At 66.4% G+C, this 18,578-nt stretch carries 13 protein-coding genes and 1 pseudogene; 5 read left to right on the forward strand and 9 right to left on the reverse strand.

The window, feature by feature from the left end:
* Nucleotides 1-10: 10 nt before the first annotated feature.
* From ACSQ89_RS36720 to ACSQ89_RS36745, 6 genes are read right to left on the reverse strand one after another with little or no spacing between them, the layout of a single operon-like run.
* Nucleotides 11-2,023, reverse strand: a complete 2,013-nt coding sequence (locus ACSQ89_RS36720) for an acetyl/propionyl/methylcrotonyl-CoA carboxylase subunit alpha (protein WP_436297057.1) — start codon at nt 2,021-2,023, stop codon at nt 11-13.
* Between the two features lie 23 nt (nt 2,024-2,046).
* Nucleotides 2,047-3,201: an acyl-CoA dehydrogenase family protein gene (locus ACSQ89_RS36725; protein WP_436297058.1), complete on the reverse strand. Its 1,155-nt coding sequence runs from the start codon at nt 3,199-3,201 to the stop codon at nt 2,047-2,049.
* Nucleotides 3,202-3,223: 22 nt separating this feature from the next.
* Nucleotides 3,224-4,843 carry an acyl-CoA carboxylase subunit beta gene (locus ACSQ89_RS36730; RefSeq protein WP_436297059.1) on the reverse strand — a complete coding sequence of 540 codons (1,620 nt, stop codon included), beginning with the start codon at nt 4,841-4,843 and terminating at the stop codon, nt 3,224-3,226.
* 55 nt (nt 4,844-4,898) lie between these two features.
* On the reverse strand, nt 4,899-5,825 hold the full coding sequence (locus ACSQ89_RS36735; protein ID WP_436297060.1) for a phosphatidylglycerol lysyltransferase domain-containing protein: 927 nt from the start codon (nt 5,823-5,825) through the stop codon (nt 4,899-4,901).
* The gene (locus tag ACSQ89_RS36740; RefSeq protein ID WP_436297061.1) at nt 5,822-6,628 is read right to left on the reverse strand and encodes a TIGR03084 family metal-binding protein; all 807 of its coding nucleotides are present in this window, start codon (nt 6,626-6,628) and stop codon (nt 5,822-5,824) included. Before ACSQ89_RS36740 ends, ACSQ89_RS36735 begins: the two co-directional genes overlap by 4 nt.
* A gap of 17 nt (nt 6,629-6,645) precedes the next feature.
* Nucleotides 6,646-7,821 (reverse strand): acyl-CoA dehydrogenase family protein, encoded by a 1,176-nt coding sequence (locus tag ACSQ89_RS36745; protein WP_436297062.1) that lies wholly within the window; start codon nt 7,819-7,821, stop codon nt 6,646-6,648.
* Between the two features lie 142 nt (nt 7,822-7,963).
* Here ACSQ89_RS36745 and ACSQ89_RS36750 point away from each other — a divergent pair, with 142 nt between their 5' ends.
* Nucleotides 7,964-9,514 carry a class I adenylate-forming enzyme family protein gene (locus ACSQ89_RS36750; RefSeq protein WP_436297063.1) on the forward strand — a complete coding sequence of 517 codons (1,551 nt, stop codon included), beginning with the start codon at nt 7,964-7,966 and terminating at the stop codon, nt 9,512-9,514.
* 31 nt (nt 9,515-9,545) lie between these two features.
* Here ACSQ89_RS36750 and ACSQ89_RS36755 read toward each other — a convergent pair whose 3' ends face one another.
* Complete coding sequence (locus ACSQ89_RS36755) at nt 9,546-10,097, reverse strand: DUF2889 domain-containing protein (RefSeq protein WP_436297064.1); 552 nt, start codon at nt 10,095-10,097, stop codon at nt 9,546-9,548.
* Nucleotides 10,098-10,297: 200 nt separating this feature from the next.
* Here ACSQ89_RS36755 and ACSQ89_RS36760 point away from each other — a divergent pair, with 200 nt between their 5' ends.
* The gene (locus ACSQ89_RS36760) at nt 10,298-12,100 is read left to right on the forward strand and encodes an acyclic terpene utilization AtuA family protein (protein ID WP_436297065.1); all 1,803 of its coding nucleotides are present in this window, start codon (nt 10,298-10,300) and stop codon (nt 12,098-12,100) included.
* 361 nt (nt 12,101-12,461) lie between these two features.
* Here the strand turns inward: ACSQ89_RS36760 and ACSQ89_RS36765 are convergent.
* Nucleotides 12,462-12,633: pseudogene (locus ACSQ89_RS36765) on the reverse strand (adenosylmethionine--8-amino-7-oxononanoate transaminase); the annotation flags it as partial.
* 171 nt (nt 12,634-12,804) lie between these two features.
* Nucleotides 12,805-14,835: an FAD-dependent oxidoreductase gene (locus tag ACSQ89_RS36770; RefSeq protein WP_436297284.1), complete on the reverse strand. Its 2,031-nt coding sequence runs from the start codon at nt 14,833-14,835 to the stop codon at nt 12,805-12,807.
* A gap of 617 nt (nt 14,836-15,452) precedes the next feature.
* Between ACSQ89_RS36770 and ACSQ89_RS36775 the strand changes: the two genes are divergently transcribed.
* The 3 genes from ACSQ89_RS36775 to ACSQ89_RS36785 all read left to right on the forward strand — a co-directional run bounded on the left by ACSQ89_RS36775 (nt 15,453) and on the right by ACSQ89_RS36785 (nt 18,553).
* The gene (locus ACSQ89_RS36775) at nt 15,453-15,629 is read left to right on the forward strand and encodes a hypothetical protein (RefSeq protein WP_436297066.1); all 177 of its coding nucleotides are present in this window, start codon (nt 15,453-15,455) and stop codon (nt 15,627-15,629) included.
* Nucleotides 15,630-15,788: 159 nt separating this feature from the next.
* A complete protein-coding gene (locus tag ACSQ89_RS36780; RefSeq protein WP_436297285.1) occupies nt 15,789-16,610 on the forward strand; it encodes an SDR family oxidoreductase in 822 nt (273 codons plus the stop codon).
* 350 nt (nt 16,611-16,960) lie between these two features.
* Nucleotides 16,961-18,553, forward strand: coding sequence for a long-chain-fatty-acid--CoA ligase (locus ACSQ89_RS36785; protein WP_436297067.1), 1,593 nt, complete (start codon nt 16,961-16,963; stop codon nt 18,551-18,553).
* Nucleotides 18,554-18,578: the final 25 nt, after the last annotated feature.

An 18,578-nucleotide genomic window follows, 5' to 3' on the forward strand; every position in this document is an offset into this window, starting at 1 on the left:
GCTCGCTTTCCTATGCAGCGGTCGCCGCCGCCGGCGGGGCCTCCGCCGCCGCTTCGATTTCCGCCACCACGCGGCTCGCGCCCACCTGGTCCCCGGTCTTGACGTGCAGCGCCGTGACCTTGCCCGCCAAGGGCGCCGCATGGATGTGCTCCATCTTCATCGCCTCCAGCGTGACGATCGGCTGCCCGGCCTCGACCGCATCGCCGACGGCGACCATGACTGCGACCACCCGCCCGTTCATCGACGCGCGCAGCTTGCCGTCGCCGGCGGCATCGCCTTGCCGTGCCGATGCCGCGCGCGTCTTGTCTTCCACGCGCACGGGCACGCCGCGGTAGTGCAACAGCAGCATCGCCCCATCGCGATGGAACACCGCACTTTCCAGCACCTCGTCGCAGACGAAACGCACCGAGGCCTCGGCCAGGTCGACCAGGTCGACCTCGAAGTCGTGCTCGACGATGGTCACGTGGAAGCGGCGTTCGCGCGTGACGACGATGCTGGCATTCACCAGGCGTCCGCCGATGTCGAAGCGCAATGAGATCGGCAGGCTGTGCGTGAAGCGCCGGCCCTTCGGCCTTTGCCGGCGATCGCCGGTGGTCTCGTACAGGAGCACCGCGGCGAGGGCCGCGGCGCGGCCCTGCAGATCGGTGTCAGGCGCCAGCAGCTCGTCCTGATGCCGGGCGATGAAGGCCGTGGTCGCGCCCCCTTCGGCAAACACCGGATGCGCGAGACAGCGCTCGAGAAAAGACTGGTTGGTCGTCACGCCCAGCGCCACCGCATCTTCGAGGCCCGCAACAAGCTTCCGGCGCGCCTCGTCGCGCGTCCGGCCATGGCTGATGATCTTCGCGATCATCGAGTCGTAGAACGGCGGGATCTCGCCGCCCGACCACAAGGCATCTTCCACCCGCAAGTGAGCAGGCATCTTCCACAGGGCCATCGTGCCGCTCTGCGGCATGAAGCCCCTGTCGGCATCCTCGGCGCAGAGCCGCACCTCGATCGCATGGCCGCTGAACTGGACTTGCTCCTGCGTCAGCGGCAGCGGCTCGCCCGCGGCGACCCGCAGCTGCAGCTCCACGAGGTCCAGCCCGGTGATCGCCTCGGTCACCGGATGCTCGACCTGCAGCCGCGTGTTCATCTCCATGAAATAGAAGCTGCCGTCCTTGTCGAGCAGGAACTCGAGCGTGCCCGCGCCTTCGTACCGGATGGCCTTGACCGCGGCGACCGCGGTCGCACCCATGCGTGCGCGCAGCTCCGCGCTCACGGCCGGCGACGGCGCCTCCTCGATCAGCTTCTGGTGCCGGCGCTGCACCGAGCAGTCGCGCTCGCCCAGGTGGATGGCGTTGCCGTGGCGATCGGCGAACACCTGGATCTCGATGTGGCGAGGCTCGACGATCGCGCGTTCGAGGATGACCTCGGGATTGCCGAACGCACTTTGCGCTTCGGAGCGTGCGCTTCGCAGCAGTTCGGGAAATTCGCTGGCCGAGCGCACCAGCCGCATGCCGCGCCCTCCGCCGCCGGCGGTCGCCTTGATCATCACCGGGAAGCCGGTTCGCTCGGCTTCGGCGGCCAGGCGCGCTTCGCTCTGGTCGTCGCCCTGGTAGCCGGGGATGCAGGGAACGCCCGCCGCCTGCATCAAGGTCTTGGCACCGGCCTTGTTGCCCATCGCAACGATGGCCTCGGGCGATGGGCCGATGAAGACCAGCCCCGCATCCTTGCAAGCCTGGGCGAAGTCCTCGTTCTCGGCCAGGAAGCCGTAGCCCGGATGTACGGCGTCCGCGCCGCTCAGTTGGGCCGCCTCGATGATGCCCGGGATGCGCAGGTACGACTGTGCGGGCAATGGCTCCCCGATGCAGACGGCCTGGTCGGCCTCCTGGACATGGCGCGCATTCGCGTCGGCCGTGGAGTACACCGCCACCGTGCGGTAGCCAAGGGCGCGCGCGCTGCGGATGACCCGCAGGGCAATCTCGCCGCGATTGGCGATCAGGATCTTGCGGAAGGGCGTTGGAGTGGGGGTCGAGACGGTCATGAAATGGGGTCCAAGAGTTGAGTTCAGGAGGCCTTCGGAAAGGTGCCCATGAACTTGCTGAGAATCTGAAGCATTACTTCGTCGGCGCCGCCGCCAATGGACGTCAGGCGGCCGTCTCGGAAGATGCGCGAGATGTGGCTTTCATCCATGAAGCCCATGCCGCCCCAGAACTGCAGGCACCCGTCGGCCACTTCCCTGATCACCCTGCCCGCCTTGAGCTTCGCCATGGTGGCCGTGCGGGTCGCATCATGGCCGGCCACGACCTCTTCCACGCCTTGCCAGCAGAGCGCGCGCAGGCTGGCGACCTCGGTCTGCAGTTCGGCCAGCTTGTAGTGGACCCATTGGTTGTCGAGGATGGAGCGGCCGAAGGCCTTGCGCTCGCGCGTGTAGTCGATCGTGATGTCGATCGCCCTTTGCGCCATGCCGGCGTTGTTGAGCGCGCCCCACAGACGCTCGATCTGGAACTGCTCCATCTGGTAGATGAAGCCCATCCCCTCCTCGCCGATCCGGTAGCGCTGCGGCACCCGGACGCCGTCGAAATACAGTTGAGCGGTGTCTGAGGCATGCATGCCCATCTTCTTGAGCTTGCGGGCGACCGACACCCCCTTCGTCTTCATCGGAACGATGATCAGCGACTTGTTGCGGTGAGGCGCGCCCTCGGAGGTGTTGGCCAGCACGCAGCAGAAATCGGCCTGCGTGCCGTTGGTCGTCCACATCTTGCCGCCGTCGATCAGATAGTCGTCGCCGTCCTTGCGCGCCGTGGTCTTGACCGACGCGACGTCGGAGCCGCTGCCGACCTCGGAAACCCCCAGGCAAGCCACGTACTCGCCGGAGATCGCCGGTGCGAGGAACTCGTCGCGAAGCGCCCTGCTGCCGCGGTGCGCGAGCGCCGGCGTCGCCATGTCGGTCTGCACGCCGATGGCCATCGGCACGCCGCCGCAGTTCATCAGCGCCAGGCTTTCGGCCATCACGGCGCCATAGGAATAGTCGAGGCCGGATCCGCCGTTCTCGACCGGCTTGGTGAGGCCGAGCAGGCCCAGCTGGCCCAAGCGCTTGAAGATCTCGTGGGCCGGAAACACCTCGGCTTCCTCCCAGGCGTCGACATCGGGGTTGACCTCGTTGTCGATGAAGCGCTTGAGCGTGTCGCGCAAGGCCTCGTGTTCGGGTGTCAGTTGCATTGACAATCCTTTGTGCGTCGGATCAGGGCCGGGCGACCGAGAACTGCATGGCCTGCGGTTGGCGCAGTTCGGCATCGCGGCAGATCGCCAGCACCTTGGCGAGCACGGCACGCGTGTCGCGCGGATCGATGACGCCATCGTCGAGCACATGCGCGCTGGTCGTGAACACGCTCATCTGGCTGTCGAAGCGATCGATGATGCGGCGCTCCAGGTCGTCGAGCTTGGCCTGGTCGACTTCGCCCTTTCGCTTCATCGCGGCCTCGGTCACGATGACCATGGTCTTCGCGGCCTGCTCGCCGCCCATCACCGCGGTCTTGGCGTTGGGCCATGAAAAGCAGAAGCGCGGATGGAAGCCCCGGCCGCACATGCCGTAGTTGCCGGCACCGAAGGAGGCACCGCAGTAGATCGTGATCTGCGGCACGGTGGCGTTGGTCACGGCCTGAATCATCTTGGAGCCGTGCTTGATGATGCCGGCCTCCTCGTAGTCCTTGCCCACCATGAAGCCGGTGGTGTTGTTGAGGTAGAGGATCGGCGTCTTCGCCTGGCAGCAGGCCTGGATGAAATGGGTGGCCTTGGTGGCGCCGGCCGGGTCGATCGGGCCGTTGTTGGTGACGATGCCCACCGGCAGGCCCTCGATCTTGATGTGGCCGACCACGGTGGCGCCGCCGTAGTTTTCTCCGAACTCGAGGAACTCGGAGTCATCGGCGATGCGCGCGATCACCTGCTTCATGTCGACCGGGCGCTTGTGGTCCATGGGCATGATGCCCAGCAATTCCTCGGCGTCATGGCGCGGCGGCTTGAACTCGTGCGGCCGCCCGGGCGGGATGTCGCGGTTCCAGTTGATGTTGGCGAGAATCTCGCGCGCGATGCGGATGGCGTCGCGGTCGTCCTCGGCCAGGTAGTCGCCGAGGCCCGAGATCGAGGTGTGCATGAGGGCGCCGCCCAGCTCTTCCTCGGTCGCGATCTCGCCGGTCGCGGCCTGCAGCAGCGGTGGTCCCGCCAGGAAGGCCCGCGAGCGGCCCCGCACCATCACGATGTAGTCCGAGAGACCCGTCTGGTACGCGCCGCCCGCGGTGGACGAACCGTGCGTGACGGTGATCACGGGCAGCCCCGCCGCCGAGAGGCGAGCGATATTGCGGAACAGGTTGCCGCCGGTGACGAACTCCTCGACCTTGTAGGTCATCAGGTTGGCGCCCGCGCTTTCGACCAGCTGGATGTAGGGAAGCTTGTTCTCCAGCGCCAGCTCCTGCATGCGCAGCTGCTTGGGAATGCCCATGGGCTGCAGGGCGCCGGCGTCGATGCCGGAGTCGGATGCGTTGATCATGACTCGCACCCCCGACACCCAGCCGATGCCGCCGATGACGCCGCCGCCCGGAACGCTTTTTTCAAGGTCGGGGTTGTCCAGGCCCAGTCCCGCCAGCGAACAGATCGGAAGAAAGGGCGTACCGGGGTCGAGCAACAGCGACAGGCGCTCGCGCGGCAGCAATTGCCCCCGCTTCTCGAAGCGCTCGCGCGACTTGGCCGAGGTCGCGACGCTGCGCTGTTCGTAGCCTCGTACGCGCTCGATCAGGGCCAGCATGCCGTCCCTGTTCGCCTGGAAGGCCTCGCCGCTGGTGGAGATGTTCGACTCGATGAATGCCATGTGCTGCCTGCCTTGCCTGCGTCCGCGTTGTGGATTGCTTGATGGGTGAGCCAGATTAGGTAGAAATCCGCACGCCGTCTTGCGCGTACTCGCTGTCGATGGGCAACGGGCCTTCGGGATTCAGCCGCACGCGCAGCTTCGGCAGCATGGCGCTCGGCTGGAAGGACATCTTGCTGCGCCTGAAACCGGGCAGCCCCATGTCCTGCTCGAAGTTGAGCCATGCGACCCGGCGCGGAAACTGGGTGCAGAAGTGATGGAACATGTAGGGGTAGATGCCGTTGTGGCTGTCGAGCCCCTTGGCAAAGCGCATCACGAAGACCCCCGGCTGCAGCTCCTGGGCCAAGACAAATCCGACCGGCTGCCCCTCGGCAAAGTACAGGTAGCCCTCCAGACCGAAGACCGCGGCGAGGTCGATGGCTTCAAGACAGGCGGCGTCGTCGGCTTCGCCTTCACCCTTCCCCTTTTGCGCCATCCAGCCCTTGAGCACCTGCCGGGCGGCAGCGGCGAGGCTCTGGTCGAAGGGGTGGCTCGATGGGACGTGGGCGGCCAGGAATTGGCGCATCTGATTGCGCTTCCTGGCCAGTGCGCGCCCCGGGTATTCGGCAAAGGTGGTCGCCGCGTACAGGTAGTCGGCATCGTCGCGCGACGCGCAGACGCTGAAGCGGTCCGGCGCCAGCCGCGCCGCATGGCGGCTCGCCACGGGGTAGAAACAATCATGGCCTTCGAGGAGCACGCGCAACGCGTCGATCGGTGCCGCGCCCGGGTCGAACAAAGGCATCAGATGTCGCGTGCCATCGTAGGCGCAGCCCGAGATGCACGGCCATTCACCGGGCAGGAAATGGTAGTCGTGCACAGCGCGAAAGAAGTAGAGGTTCGAAAACGCGTGGTCCGACAGGCAGTGTTCCGCGCTGCCCTGGCTCAGGCTGGCGAGGGCCGCGTCGATGGGCCGCCGCATCCGAAGATCGAGCGGCAGGCCAGTCAAGGGGCGTACACCACCTTGCGCACGCCCGGCGCCGGCGCATCGGCGGGCGGCCCGGCAAAGCACTGCGCCACCGACAGCCATTGCCGGGCGGACCCGCTGCTGTACTCCAGGTCGGTATCGGCCAGGTTGCGCCGCTGCGTGACCAGCAGGCAGAAGTCCTCCGCGGTGCCACGCACGAACTCGGGCGAGGCCGGGTCGCCCCAGGACCAGACGCCGCCCTCCGGGGCATCGAGCTCGACATGCGGAACGACGGCCGGCACCGGCAGCTTTCGATTGACGAAGGTCCAGCCGAAGGTGGTCACGCCGATGTGGGCAATGTGCTTGAGTCGGGAGGTCGCCAGGCGCCGGCGGGCCACCACGTCCCAGACGTCCTGGCCATGGGCCCAGGTCTCCATCAGGCGGGCAGTGGCAAAGGAGCGCGCACTCATGCTCGGTCCGTACCAGGGCAGGCGCGCCTTGGGGTCGAGGGCGGCCAGCGCGTCGACCAGCTGCCCGGAGAGGGGCTCCCAGTGCGCGAGCAGCGAAGGCCCGTCGAGGTGACCATACTTGTCCCGCGCGATCGCGCTGATTTCCTTGCCGGTGGCGAGAAGCGCATTGAGCGCAGCCGTGTCGCGCGCGAAGACATCGGGATCGGTGGCCGACTGCAAGCCGGTTTCGTCGAAGAAGCAAAGATGCGCGATCTCGTCCCACGGCGTCCAGCCGTAGAACTCGCTCTTCAAGCGCCATTGCGCCGGCGTCAACGTGCGCGCCAGCGCCGCCAGTTCCGAATACTCGGCGCGAAGATCGCTGATGGTGCCGTTCATCGTGGTCCTGCTCTTGTCTATACACCCAGCTGCCGCGCAGCCAGGTCCTTCATCACCTCTTCCGATCCGCCGCCGATCATCATGACCTTGACCTCGCGGTAGATGCGTTCGCTCTGCGTGCCCCGCATGTAGCCCATGCCGCCCAGCAGTTGCACCGCCTGGTCGGCACAGAACTGCATCGCCTGCGTCGCCTGGACCTTCGCCAGGCAGATGCGCGCCACCAGGCGCGCCGGATCGGAGAGTTGGTGCTCGATGCGGTAGGCCAGGTCATAGACGAGCGTGCGCGCGGCGTCGATGCGCAAGGTCATGTCCATCAGCTTGTGGCGCACCACTTGCCGCTCGGATAGCGGGATGCCGGACAAGGTCCGCTGGCGCGTCCAGTCCACCGCCTCCTTCAGGCACACCTCGGCATAGCCGCAGGCCAAGGCGGACATGAACAACCGTTCGCTGTTGAAGTTCTTCATGAAGATCTTGAAGCCGCGGTTCTCGACGCCCACGAGGTTGGTTGCCGGAACCCTGCAGTTGTCGAAATGCAGATGCGCGGTGTCGGAGCTCCACCAGCCCATCTTCTTGAGCGGCGTGCGCGTGAGACCCGGCGTGTCGCCGTCGATCACCAGCACCGAGATGCCGCCCGAGCCCTTGACCGCCGGGTCCGTGCGCACGGCGGTGGTGATGAAGTCGGCGCGGATGCCGGAGGTGATGAAGGTCTTCTCGCCATTCACGACGTAGTGGTCGCCGTCGCGGACCGCGGTGGTCCGGAGGTTGGCCACGTCGGAGCCGCCCGACGGCTCCGTGATGGCCAGCGCGGCGATCTTCTTGCCCGCCAGCACCGGCGGGATGACCCGGCGCTTGAGCTCGTCGCTGCCAGCAGCAAGAATGGGAGGCAACGCGATGCTGTGCGAATTCATCGAGGCCTGCACGCCCCCGCCGCCGCAGCGAGCGAACTCTTCGGCCACCACAAGCTGGTAGAACACATCGGCCGGCGTGCCGCCGTATTCCTCCGGATAGCCCAGTCCCTGTATGCCCATCTCGGCGGCACGTTCGTAGAGGGAGCGCGGGAAGGTCTCGGCCTCGTCCCACTCGTGCACGTTGGGGGTGATCTCGCGCGCGACGAAGTCGCGCAGGCTGGCTCGAAACTGTTCGTGGTCGGGGCTGAAATAGAAGGGCAGCGGTGGCGCGTCCAGAAACTCCATGGGTGTCTCCTGTGACTTCGAAGGCTAGCCCCTGCCTTGCGCCAGGTCTTGCGCCAACTCGCTAGGGTCAGCGACTTGGCGCAAGCCAATCGGTGGCGCAGGCCTTAACCTGAGGACATCATTCTCCCGTCCTGGACCGCCCATGAATCCAACGCCAGAAGCCGGCCTGACCCTGTCCCAAGCCTTGGCGAGCGCCGCCCGCTCTCACCCGGCAGTCGTCGCCTACATCGATCGTGGCCGCAACTTCTCGTTCAGTGACGTCGAGGCGGCGAGCGACAGACTGGCGTGCGCGCTGCTGGCGCTCGGTTTGTCACGCGGCGACCGGCTGGCCTTGCTGGCCGACAACCGGATCGAGTGGCTGCAAATGTTCTTCGCAGCCGCCAGGATCGGCGTGGCGGTGGTTGCGCTCAGCCCCCGCTACCGGGACGCGGAGATCGAGTACATGCTCGGCGACAGCCAGACCCGGGCCGTCTTCACCCTGGGCCGGGTGGAGGACTTCGACTGCCTCGCCATGTTCGAACGGCTCGCGCCGCGCTTGCCCGACCTACGGCATGTTGTCGCCATGGACGGCGATGACTTTGCCACCATGGCGGCCACCGTCGTGGATCCGGGCCTGCTCGCCGCAGCTTCATCCGCGGTGCGCGCGGACGACCTTGTCATGGTGATCTATACCTCAGGGACGACCGGGCGCCCCAAGGGCTGCGCGCTGACCCACGCCAGCCTGCTGGCATCGGCGCGCGGCCAGGTGGACCATACGCGCGTGCGGGCCGGCGATCTCATGCAGCTGAGCAATCCGTTCAACCACGTCGGCGGGATCACCTGCGGCATCCTGTCGCAGATGCTCGCCGGCGGCAGTTGCGAGCTGGTGCCGGCGTTCAAGGCGAAGACGGTGCTCGACATGATCCGAAGGCACCCGCCGGCGATCCTGGTCGGCGTGCCGACGATGATGGCGCTGCTGCTGATGCATCCCGAATCGGAATCCGCGGACCTGAGCACGGTCCGCCTCATCATCACCGGCGGCTCCAACGTCGACGCCACGCTGCTTGCACAACTGCAGCAGCGCATGCCCCAGGCCACGGTGATGAACCTGTACGGCCTCTCGGAAGCCTCCGGAGCGCTGGTGATGACGCCCTGGGACTGCGCCGACGAGGACCTGATGCAGTCCATCGGCCAACCCCTGGCGGGCGCCGAAGTGCAAGTCATCGGGCCGGACGGCCGCGAACTGCCGCCCGGCGAAGTCGGCGAACTCCGCTTCCGCGGCCTCGGTGTGGTGCGCGGCTATATCGGCGCTGCCGCCGACTCCGGCGCATTCGCCGACGGCTGGCTGCACACCGGCGACCTGGGGCTGATCGACGAACGCGGCTTCATCACGCTCAAGGGCCGAATGAAGGACATGTACATCCAGGGCGGTTTCAACGTCTATCCGGCCGAGGTCGAGGCGCTGATCGCCACGCATCCCCAGGTGCTGATGGTCGCCGGCATCGGCGTGCCCGACCCTGTGCTCGGCGAAGTGGGCCGCTATTTCGTCGTCGCCAAGGAGGGCAGCGAGCTCACGTCCGCCGACGTTCTGGCCCATTGCGCCGGCAGGATCGCAGACTACAAGATGCCGCGGCAGATCGTGCTGCGCACCGAACTGCCGTTCACCCCGGCAGGCAAGATCCACAAGGCCCGGTTGCGATCAGAGCCTGTGTGACGCCAGGCGTGCGGCAAGGACGGTGCGCCCTTCAAGGGGCGAGCTTGTCCGCGCTGCGAAACCAGCGCGGATAGAAGGTCGCCACCATGGGCCCATCGGTCGCGAGGGCGTGGCAGCCGTCGAGATTGAAAGGCCGTTCCGTTTCTGGCTGGTGGATGTCACCGGCCAGCGTCTGGATCACGCCGGTGGCCATCGTCGAGAGCAATTCCGTCAGGTGCGTGCAGCCGCGCACGCCGGCGAAAAGGCGCCGTATGCTCCCGCGGAAACCGGGCCCCACGCGCAGGCCGACCAGCCCATCGTAAGTCGGGGTGATGCTGCCGCAGACGCCGGCGAACGGAGAAGCATCGGTGACAGCCACCGCCGCACGAATCAGCGCCGCGTCGTCGACCGTCAATCGCAACCACATCGAGTGGATGAACTGGCCGGCCGGGCGCCCGCCGCCGGGATAGCTCACGTCCTGTGCGCGCATGTCTGTCAGATGGCCTTCGACGTCCCACAGCCCGTCGCCTCGCCGATACCCGCGAATGCTGATGGTGCGGGTGTGCGTGGCCTCGCGCTCGACGGCGGATGGGGGCAAAGGCATTGAAGAGATCGCGATTCGGATGCTGGAGGAGCGTCCATGGTGCCGGCGCCGTGAATGCATGTCTTGCGCCCAGTGGCTGCATGCCAGCATGTTGGCGCAAGCCTTTTGGGAAGCATCCCGGTAAGCTGACCGCCGTCGGAATTGCGCCGCCGCCCACGCGACGGCGCCTCACATTGCTCCACTCAAGCCAGGAATAGTTCATGACAAGCAGCAAGGAACCCACACAGAAAATCGTCCGCATCGGCGGCGCCTCGGGCTTCTGGGGCGACAGCATGGTGGCCGCGCCGCAGCTGGTGAAGCTGGGCAAGCTCGACTATCTGGTGTTCGACTTCCTGGCCGAGACGACGATGTCGATCCTGGCTTCGGCGCGCGCCAGGAAGCCCGAGATGGGCTATGCGACGGACTTCGTCGACATCGCGATGAAGTCCGTGCTCGGCGAAGTGAAGCGCCAGGGCATCAAGGTGATCAGCAATGCGGGCGGCATCAACCCGCAGGGATGCGCCGACGCGCTGCAGGCGCTGGCCGCCGCCGAAGGCATCTCGCTTCGCATCGCGGTCGTCGAGGGCGACGACGTCAGCGCGCAGATGCCGGCACTGCGCGAGCGCGGCGCCAAGGACATGTTCACCGGCGAGGCACTGCCCGAGAAGGTGCTGAGCGCCAACGCCTACCTCGGCGCGCTGCCGATCGCCGCCGCGCTCGCGGCGGGTGCCGAGGTGGTGATCACCGGGCGCTGTGTGGACAGCGCCGTCACGCTGGGACCGCTGATGCACGAGTTCGGATGGACCGGCCAGGACTTCGACCTGCTGGCCTCCGGCAGCCTCGCCGGGCACATCATCGAATGCGGATGCCAGGCCACCGGCGGCCTGCACACCGACTGGGAAGACATTCCCGACTGGGCGAACATGGGCTACCCGATCGTCGAGTGCCATGCCGATGGCAGCTTCGTCGTCACCAAGCCCGAGGGCACCGGCGGCAAGGTGATCCGCGCCAATGTCGCCGAGCAGATGCTGTACGAGATCGGCGACCCTGCCGCCTACATGCTGCCCGACGTCGACTGCGATTTTCGCGAGGTCGTGATCGAGCAGCAGGCGGACAACCGTGTGCGCGTCGGCCCTGCCAAGGGGCGAGCGCCCTCTGCGAGCTACAAGGTCTCCGCGACCCAGCTCGACGGCTTTCGCTGCGCGGGCAGCATGGTCATCATCGGCATCGATGCCGAGAAAAAGGCGCGACGCACGGCCGAAGCGATCATCGAACGCACCAGCAACATCCTGCGCGAGAGCGGCCAGCCGCCCTTCACTTCCACCTACATCGAGGTGATCGGCTCGGAGTCGCTCTACGGTCCGCACGCACGCACGCGGGACGTGCGCGAGGTCATGATGCGCGTTGTCGCCAATCATCCGCAGAAGGCCGCGCTCGCCATTTTCGCGCGCGAGATCGCACCGTCGGGCACGTCCTGGGCGCCTGGCACGACAAGCCCGGGCGGGGGGCGACCCTCGGTGTCGCCCTTGATCAAGCCCTTTTCATTCACGCTGGACAAGCAGGCCGTCGGCGTCGCATTCGTCCTCAATGGCGAACGCCACGCCGTCTCCGTTCCCCCCAGCGCGGGCGACACCCGTCCGCCGGCCACCGAGCCTCCTGCTCGCTTGGCGGATACCGGAGAGCTGCTGGAGGATGTGCGTCTGATCCAACTCGCCTATGCACGCAGCGGCGACAAAGGCAACATCTCCAATATCGGCCTGATCGCGCGGCGCCCGGAGTGGTTGCCACTGCTGTGGGACCGGGTGACTTCGGAGGCCGTTCAGGGCTACTTTTCGCATATGGTTCACGGCAAGGTCGAGCGCTTCTATCTGCCGGGCACTGCCTCGATGAACCTGCTACTGCACGACGCCCTGGACGGCGGCGGCCCCTCGTCGATGCGCATGGACCCGCTCGGCAAGGGCATGGCGCAGATGCTGCTCGACATGACTATTTCGGTACCGAGATCTATCGCAGCGATTGTCTGAGAGCCCCCGATCGCTGTTCCGATCGAGCTACAGGTTCTGGGCCACATGCTGACGGATGCTCATGGCGGCCGCTCAAGGGCCTCGACGAGCACTTTGTTATGGAGGTGCCTAGAGGCTGAGGGCATTGAAGTCGCGAAGGCATGACCCACTTCATCTTCTAGGCTGGCGCCCAGCACATGGACCAGCGCCGGCGGCGCTGGCCGTCAGATATAGGTCCGCGCCGACCGCAGCAAGGCGTCAGTGATGACCGGGTGTGCGGCAATGAACGCACCGCCGATGCCGGCCGCCTTGCCCAGCGTGTCCATGCAGAGATCAGTCGCTCGCTGCACAGGCCGAAATGCGCCAGCGAGCCGCGGCCCTGCGCCAACATGACGTGGAGCAGCGTGTCGAGCTGACCCTTGACCGCCGCGTTCGAACAGGTTGACCCACCACGAACTGGTGGCGTCGAAGTAGCGGCCGCCGTCGTAGTCGAACACCCAAGGTCTCTCGCCGCAGGCGATCGGCAGGGGTGGCACAGCGGCGGCGCGCTTCATCAGCGTGCACGGGTGCCACACGTGCCGCAGGCTGCGCTGCTGCTAAGACGCGCCCACGAAGTTCATGACCGCGCGATGGATGGCGCAGCGTCGCTCGGGCCGGTGAGCTTCCGCCGGGCCTGCAATGGAGTTTGCATATCGTGTCTCCCCTTGAAGACGCCACGTCGCCCATCAGAGGGCCATGGCCGAACGTACGCCTTGTTCGATGGCGCGCATCGCGTCAAGCTCCAGCGCGAGCAGCGCGCCGCCGATCACCGTCGTGGGCAGCCCGAACCGCTGCAGCGGGCCCAACAGATCGGCCCGCGATTGCTGTCCGGCGCACACAACGATGGTGTCGGCCACGATGAGTCGTGGCTCATCATTCACCCGCACATGCAAGCCGTGGTCATCAATGCGTTCGTATTGCACCCCACCGAGCATGTGCACCCCCTTGCGCTCCAGAATCGCGCGGCGGATCCATCCGGTCGTCTTGGCCAGCCCTTGACCCAAGCGTGCCTCCTTGCGCTGCAGCAGCCAAACCTCACGAGGAGAGGCGGCATCGCGCGAAGGAACCAAGCCGCCCCGGGCTTGCACGGAAAGGTCGATGCCCCACGCCGCAGCAAAGCGATTCAGGGGCGAGTCGCCAGGAGGTTCGGCGTGGGTGAGCAGCTCGGCCACATCGAATCCGATCCCGCCGGCGCCGATGATCGCCACGCGCGCGCCGGCCTGGCGCCGCCCGGTGATCAGGTCGACGTAGCTCACCACTGAGGCATGTTCGATACCGACGATCTCGGGCACGCGGGCTGTCACGCCGGTGGCGAGTACCACGTGTTCGAATCCGTCGGCGGCCAGCTCATTGGCTGTCGCCTGGTGTTCCAGTCGCAGCTGCACGCCTGTCACCTCGATGCGCCGCGCGAAATATCGCAGCGTCTCGTTGAACTCCTCCTTGCCGGGAATTCGGCGAGCCAGGTTGAACTGTCCACCGATGACAGGTGCTGCGTCGAACAACACGACGTGGTGCCCTCGTTCAGCCGCGGTGACCGCGCAGGCCAGGCCGGCCGGGCCCGAACCTACCACCGCCACCCGCCGCGGTCGCGTGGCAGGGACGATATGCATCTCGGTCTCGCGGCAGGCCCGAGGGTTGACCAGGCAGCTGGTTTGGCCGCCGCTGAAGGCCTGATCCAGACAAGCTTGATTGCATGCGATGCAGGTGTTGATCTCATCCGCGCGGCCGGAGGCAGCCTTCTTGACGAATTCGGGGTCGGCCAACAAGGGGCGTGCCATCGAAATCATGTCCGCCTCACCCCGGGCCAAGATGCCTTCGGCGACTGCGGGGTCGTTGATACGGTTGCTGGCCACCACCGGAATGCGAAGTTCCCGCTTCAACCTGGCGGTGAGCGGTACGAAGGCCGCGCGCGGCACCATCGTCGCGATGGTGGGAATGCGGGCCTCGTGCCAGCCCACATAAGGGTTGATCATCGTGGCGCCCGCGTTCTGAATCTCGTGTGCGAGCGACACTACTTCATCCCAGGTGCAGCCGCCATCGACGAGGTCCAGCATCGAAAGCCGGTAGATGAGAATGAAATCTGCACGCGTGGCGGCGCGTGTGCGGCGAATCACCTCCAGTGCAAAGCGCATGCGGTTGGTCGCGCTACCGCCCCAGATGTCGGTGCGTTGGTTGGCGCGCGGCGCGAGGAATTGGTTGATGAGGTAGCCCTCGGCACCCATCACCTCCACGCCGTCGTACCCGACGTCCTGTGCCAGACGCGCGGCGAGTGCATAGTCGCCGATGCTGCGCTCGATGTCATCCTCCCTCATCTCGCGCGGCGTGACGCTCGAGATCGGCGAACGAATCGCCGAAGGCGCCACGCCTTGGGAGTGCCGGGCATAGCGGCCGGCATGCAGCAGTTGCATCGAGATGAGGCCGCCTTCAGCGTGCACGGCCGCGGTGATGCGCCGATGAGGTGCTGCATCGGCCGGGCTGGCGAGCGTGGTCATGTCCTTGAACATGTTGCCCTCAACGTTCGGCGACAGCCCGCCCGCGACGATCAGGCCGACGCCGCCGCGGGCGCGTTCTGCGTAGTACGCCGCCATTCGTTCGAAGCCGTTCGGCGCCTCTTCGAGCCCCGTGTGCATGGAGCCCATCAGCACGCGGTTGGGAAGAATGACGCCGCCCGGCAGTTCGATCGGGCTCAGCAACGTGGGGTAGGGTGAAAGATTCATGATGAGGAGTGGAAGTGCGCAGGACGTTCCCGGTGATCGCAAGCCTAGTGGGTTGGCTGCAAGCGCGTCTTGTGCCAAATGGCTGATCTGCGTGGCACGGTCAAGCCGACAGCTGACGCAGGCGGGCACTGAACGGTTCAGGGACTTTCGTGACGCGCCGGGTCTTCGGGGCAATGAACACGAAGCCGATCTCGCCGCGGCCACTTCCCGCCGGGTCGTCTCCCCGCCATCCGGAAGACGAGGTCGAAGCCATACCTGTTGAAGCCCAGCGGCTTCATTCGCAGCAAGGGATCCGGCTTTCGGCGGCAAGCCCAGCGGGCTCAATGTGCCCCGGAGCCCGTTGCGAGGCGACCCGTCTTGGCGCCCGTGCCCCGGGCGCTAGCACTGGCCGCGGGACCGTCTTCCGCGCGTTTGGCATACCTTGCAGACTCACCACCAAGCGAAACAGGTTGTGAATCAGTGGCAGCCTGAACGGGAGCGCTGACCGATCAGACGCAGCGTAGGCATCGCGGATCTGCGGGTCGTCCTGCGCGCAGTAGCCGTTCGTCTGATCGCCCAGTCGGTGGCAAGTGCGGATTTCCCCACCGCCCGCAGGGCAGACCGCAGCCAGAAACGTGATGCCGAACATCCTGCTGATGGCGGTGATCGGAGGTCTCAGCACGGTGTATGGCGCGGCTCTCGGCGTGGTGCTGTTCACCGTGGCCAAGAACTACCTGCAGTTGCTCCTGAAGACTATCAGCGGCGGCCTTTCGGGCCTGCCGGTGGTCGCGCATCTGTTCGCCCCCGAACCCTAAATGCTGTGGTTCGGCTTTGTCTCCCGTGCTGACGGTCTGCTTTTTCCCCAGCGGCATCATCGGCAAGCTTCGCCAGCACGCGGCGCGGCGTTAGCCAATCGGCACAAGACCCCGGCCGGCGTTCCCTGGAAGATGGCGCTCGATTTACCGAGAGGCAACATGAACACGCTCAAGGACAAGACGCTCTTCATCACCGGCGCCAGCCGCGGAATCGGCAAGGCCATCGCGTTGCGCGCCGCCCGCGACGGCGCCCGTATCGTGATCGCCGCCAAGACGGCCGAGCCGGATCCGCGTCTGCCGGGCACGATCTTCAGCGCCGCAGAAGAGATCGAGTCCGCCGGCGGCCAGGCGCTGCCCGTGATTGTCGACGTGCGCGACGAGGCGCAAGTGCAGGCCGCCGTCGATCAGGCGGTGGCGCGCTTCGGCGGCCTCGACGTGCTGGTCAACAACGCCAGCGCGATCCACCCGCATGGCGTGCTGCAAACGCCGGTGAAGAGATATGACCTGATGATGGACATCAACGTGCGCGGCAGCTTCGTGTGCGCCCAAGCCTGCCTGCCGCACCTGCTGAAGTCAACGAACGCCCATGTGCTGAGCCTGTCGCCGCCGATCAACCTGAACCCGCGCTGGCTGGGCGTCCACGCTGCCTACACGATGTCCAAGTACGGCATGAGCCTGCTAGCACTCGGGGTGGCCGAAGAATTCCGCGACCGCGGCGTCGCGGCCAACACACTGTGGCCACGCACGTTGATCGCGACGTCGGCATTGAACCTCGCCGCGCCTGGCCCGGCGGCGCGAGCGCGCACGCCCGAGATCATGGCCGAAGCCGCGTACTGGATCCTCACCCGGGACAGCCGACAGCTCAGCGGGCAGAGCTTCATCGACGAGGAAGTGCTGCGTGGCACCGGCGTCACGGACTTCGAACGCTACGCGGCGCAACCCGGCGGCACCCTCGAACTGGACTACTTCGTCGAGACCTGAAGCAGCGCCGGTCGGGCCGACGTTCAGCCCTGCTTCGACAAGGTGCCCATGAACTTGCAGAGGACCTGCAGCATCACTTCGTCAGCACCGCACCTCCGTGTCGCAGAAGATGCGCGGATCCATCAGGCCGCCTTGCGCCGGCGCCATCACGACCTAGGCCCGGTCACGCGCAATGACGCCTCGGGACTGGTCCTCGGCGTGGATGTGTTGCAGCCACGCCGAGCCTGCTGCGATGCCTGACGCGAACGCCGCCCTTCGGGTAGTCCCTGCCCTTGGCTAGCCAGTTGAAGCAATCGCTCAGCCAATGGGTCCCGTAATTTCACTGCTTTACAGCAATACCGGAGACCCACATGCGTGACCCAGAATTCGACCGCCTTCCCACGCTGACCCAACTGGTCCGCCGCCGCGCCAGCGCCCTGCCACAGTCGGAGGCCTTCAGGACTCCGTCCAAGGTGTGGAGCTTCGCCGACATCCACTCGGCATCGAACCGCATGGCCCAGGGCTTGAAGACGATGGGGCTGGGTCCGGGCGATCGCATCGGCTGCTTCACCAAGCAGAGCGCCGAATGCGTGGTGGCGTTGATGGCCGCGGCCAAGATCGGCGCGGTCTGCGCGATCTTCAACTGGCGGCTCACAGCGCACGAGCTGCGGTACGTGGTGCAGCAAAGCGAGGCGCGCCTGCTGATCACGGACACGGCCCTGCTGCCGGTGGTGCAGAAGATCGAAGCACCGCTGGTCACGCGAACCCTACTGGCCGATCAGGCTGCGGGGGAATCATCGCTGTCGGCCTGGCGCGAGACACAGCCCGATCTGGATACGGGCCACGAGCCCGGCATCGGCGACACCGTGCTGCAGCTCAATTCGTCCGGCACCACGGGGCTACCGAAGGCAATCGAGATCTCGCACTTCGGTCTGCTGGAACAGTGCCGCCGCCTGGGCGACGTGGCCGGCTACCCGCTGTCGGAGCGCTTCGTCATGCTGAATGCGCTGCCCAACTTTCACGTCGCCGGCATCGTCACGATGCTTTCGACGATGTACGAGGGCGGCACCACGGTTTGCTACCCCGAGTTCGTGCCGGCCGTGGTGGTGCAGGACCTGCAGGAACTGAAGATCACCCACACGTTCCTCGTGCCGGCCATGCTGCAGTTCCTGCTCACGGTGCCGGGCGTGGAAAAGGCCGACTTCTCGTCGCTGAAGGGTGTCATCTACGGCGGGTCGCCCATCGCGGAGTCTCTGCTGGTGCAGTCGATGAAGGTTTTCCGGTGCGGCTTCTTCCAGGTGTACGGCATGACCGAGATCTCGGGCGGTCTGACTTTCTTGCGCGCTGAAGATCACGCGCCCGATGGCCCTCGGGCGCATCTCCTGCGTTCGGCAGGCCAGCCGACTCCCGGCTTCGAACTCAAGGTGGTGGACCCCAGCACAGGCGCCCCGGTGCCGGAGGGCGGCACGGGCGAGATCTGGGCGCGCTGCTCCACGGTGATGAACGGCTATTTCCGCAACCCTGAGGCTACCAACGCCGTGTTTCCGGAGGGCCGCGGCGATGGCACGCCGTGGTACCGCACTGGTGATGCAGGCTGCCTGCGTGAAGGCTTCCTCTACATCCAGGACCGAGTGAAGGACATGATCGTCTCCGGCGGCGAGAACATCTACCCGGCGGAAATCGAGAACGTGCTCAGCGCCCATCCAGCCGTCGCCGAGGTGGCGGTCATCGGTGTGCCGGATCCGACTTGGGGCGAGTCCGTCAAGGCCGTCGTCGTTGCCAAGCCGGGCCAGCAACCCCCGCCCGAGGAACTGATCGCCTTCTGCCGCGAGCAACTGGCCGGCTACAAGTGCCCGCGCTCGGTGGACTTCGCCACGGCGCTGCCGCGCAACCCCACCGGCAAGCTGCTCAAACGCCTCCTGCGCGAACCGTTCTGGGCTTCCCAGAAGCGCCAGGTGACCTGAAGAGAACGCCGACCCGCTGCTTGGC

It is taken from the genome of Variovorax sp. LjRoot175 (assembly GCF_964253805.1).
Classification (GTDB): Bacteria; Pseudomonadota; Gammaproteobacteria; order Burkholderiales; family Burkholderiaceae_C; genus Variovorax.

Bases quoted from the DNA above. Each gene is read 5' to 3' on its own strand.
- ACSQ89_RS36745 (WP_436297062.1), bottom strand. From the start codon at position 7,821: ATGGAGTTTCTGGACGCGCCACCGCTGCCCTTCTATTTCAGCCCCGAC.
- ACSQ89_RS36770 (WP_436297284.1), bottom strand. From the start codon at position 14,835: ATGAATCTTTCACCCTACCCCACGTTGCTGAGCCCGATCGAACTGCCG.
- ACSQ89_RS36725 (WP_436297058.1), bottom strand. From the start codon at position 3,201: ATGCAACTGACACCCGAACACGAGGCCTTGCGCGACACGCTCAAGCGC.
- ACSQ89_RS36775 (WP_436297066.1), top strand. From the start codon at position 15,453: ATGCCGAACATCCTGCTGATGGCGGTGATCGGAGGTCTCAGCACGGTG.
- ACSQ89_RS36785 (WP_436297067.1), top strand. From the start codon at position 16,961: ATGCGTGACCCAGAATTCGACCGCCTTCCCACGCTGACCCAACTGGTC.
- ACSQ89_RS36730 (WP_436297059.1), bottom strand. From the start codon at position 4,843: ATGGCATTCATCGAGTCGAACATCTCCACCAGCGGCGAGGCCTTCCAG.
- ACSQ89_RS36750 (WP_436297063.1), top strand. From the start codon at position 7,964: ATGAATCCAACGCCAGAAGCCGGCCTGACCCTGTCCCAAGCCTTGGCG.
- ACSQ89_RS36780 (WP_436297285.1), top strand. From the start codon at position 15,789: ATGAACACGCTCAAGGACAAGACGCTCTTCATCACCGGCGCCAGCCGC.
- ACSQ89_RS36755 (WP_436297064.1), bottom strand. From the start codon at position 10,097: ATGCCTTTGCCCCCATCCGCCGTCGAGCGCGAGGCCACGCACACCCGC.
- ACSQ89_RS36740 (WP_436297061.1), bottom strand. From the start codon at position 6,628: ATGAACGGCACCATCAGCGATCTTCGCGCCGAGTATTCGGAACTGGCG.
- ACSQ89_RS36720 (WP_436297057.1), bottom strand. From the start codon at position 2,023: ATGACCGTCTCGACCCCCACTCCAACGCCCTTCCGCAAGATCCTGATC.
- ACSQ89_RS36760 (WP_436297065.1), top strand. From the start codon at position 10,298: ATGACAAGCAGCAAGGAACCCACACAGAAAATCGTCCGCATCGGCGGC.